Genomic DNA, 1625 nt, shown 5'->3' with positions numbered 1-1625 from the left:
CCCCCCCCCCCCCCCCCCCCCCCCCCCCCCCCCCCCCCCCCCCCCCCCCCCCCCCCCCCCCCCCCCCCCCCCCCCCCCCCCCCCCCCCCCCCCCCCCTTTTTAGATGTGTATAAGAGACAGACTCTGAAATCAGCCGTTTAGGTTTTTCTCATTTGGTACCTCAGGTATTGATCCCTATGGAGAAATACTACCAGATGAAAGAAGGAAAGAAAATTGCCAAAGAACGTAACTTTTACCCAGGCTATGTATTGATCGAGGCAGTTTTGGATGGAGAGTTGGAACATATTATAAAAGGCATCAATAGCGTAATCGGATTTTTGGGCGACAAGGCCGGAAATCCTATTCCTATGCGCCAGGCAGAAGTGAACCGTATCTTGGGTAAGGTTGACGAAATGAGCCAGCAAGGCGAAACCATGAACATCGCTTATTATGTGGGCGAGAACGTTAAAGTAATGGACGGCCCATTCAACGGTTTTACCGGGGTTATCGAAGAGGTTAACGAAGAGAAGAAAAAACTAAAAGTAATGGTTAAGATCTTCGGTCGTAAAACGCCGTTGGAGCTTAACTATATGCAAGTAGAAAAAGAATAACAGTTGCGCGTTTCCTGTTACAGGTTATGGGAGTTCATCTCGTAACCCATAACTATTAACCCGTAACCCATTATAAAAATCTTAAATGTTACATGCTTCCAATATTTAACATTGAGTATTACAATTAACAAATCAGAAAATGGCAAAAGAAGTCGGTGCACTTGTTAAATTACAAATCAAAGGCGGAGCGGCAAATCCATCGCCACCGGTAGGACCTGCATTGGGTGCTAAAGGTGTCAACATCATGGAATTTTGCAAGCAATTCAACGCTCGTACCCAAGATAAGCCAGGTAAAGTATTACCAGTTGTAATTACTGTATATGCTGACAAGTCGTTCGAGTTCATCATCAAAACCCCTCCGGTTGCAATCCAATTATTGGAAGCTACCAAATTACAGAGTGGTTCTGCTGAGCCCAACCGTAAAAAAGTTGGTTCGGTGACTTGGGATCAAGTTAAGACAATTGCTGAAGATAAGATGAGCGATTTAAACGCTTTCACTATCGAATCTGCTATGAAGATGGTAGCGGGTACAGCACGCAGTATGGGAATCACCGTTAGCGGTGACGCACCCTGGTCTAATTAATTAACCAAAAACAGTTTACAACAGTGGCTAAGTTAACAAAAAATCAAAAAAAGGCACACGCTAAACTAGAAGCCGGCAAAGTGTATTCTTTACAGGATGCAGCTGCTTTGGTAAAGGAGATCACAATGACTAAATTCGATGCATCGGTTGATATCGATGTAAGTTTAGGCGTTGATCCACGTAAAGCCAATCAAATGGTACGTGGTATTGCTACTTTACCTCACGGTACAGGTAAAACTGTACGTGTTTTGGTGCTTTGTACTCCTGACAAGGAAGAAGAGGCTAAAGCAGCAGGCGCGGATTTCGTAGGATTAGACGAATATGTGGCCAAGATTGAAGGTGGTTGGACAGATGTTGACATTATTATCACTACTCCTGTCTCTTATACACATCTAAAAGGGGGGGGGGGGGGGGGGGGGGGGGGGGGGGGGGGGGGGGGGGGGGGGGGGGG

At 46.5% G+C, this 1625-nt stretch carries 1 protein-coding gene and 2 pseudogenes; all 3 read left to right on the top strand.

What is annotated here, in order from left to right:
* Positions 1 to 120: 120 nt before the first annotated feature.
* Positions 121 to 591 (top strand): annotated as a pseudogene (gene nusG, locus JHD69_RS19695) (transcription termination/antitermination protein NusG); the annotation flags it as partial.
* A 139-nt stretch (positions 592 to 730) separates the two neighbouring features.
* Positions 731 to 1174 carry a 50S ribosomal protein L11 gene (rplK, locus tag JHD69_RS19690; RefSeq protein ID WP_199142045.1) on the top strand — a complete coding sequence of 148 codons (444 nt, stop codon included), beginning with the start codon at positions 731 to 733 and terminating at the stop codon, positions 1172 to 1174.
* A 23-nt stretch (positions 1175 to 1197) separates the two neighbouring features.
* Positions 1198 to 1625: pseudogene (locus JHD69_RS19685) on the top strand (hypothetical protein); the annotation flags it as partial.

It is taken from the genome of Pedobacter sp. ASV12 (assembly GCF_016429155.1).
In the GTDB taxonomy this organism is placed as follows: domain Bacteria; phylum Bacteroidota; class Bacteroidia; order Sphingobacteriales; family Sphingobacteriaceae; genus Pedobacter.
This window is presented reverse-complemented; position numbering and strand designations above follow the sequence as displayed.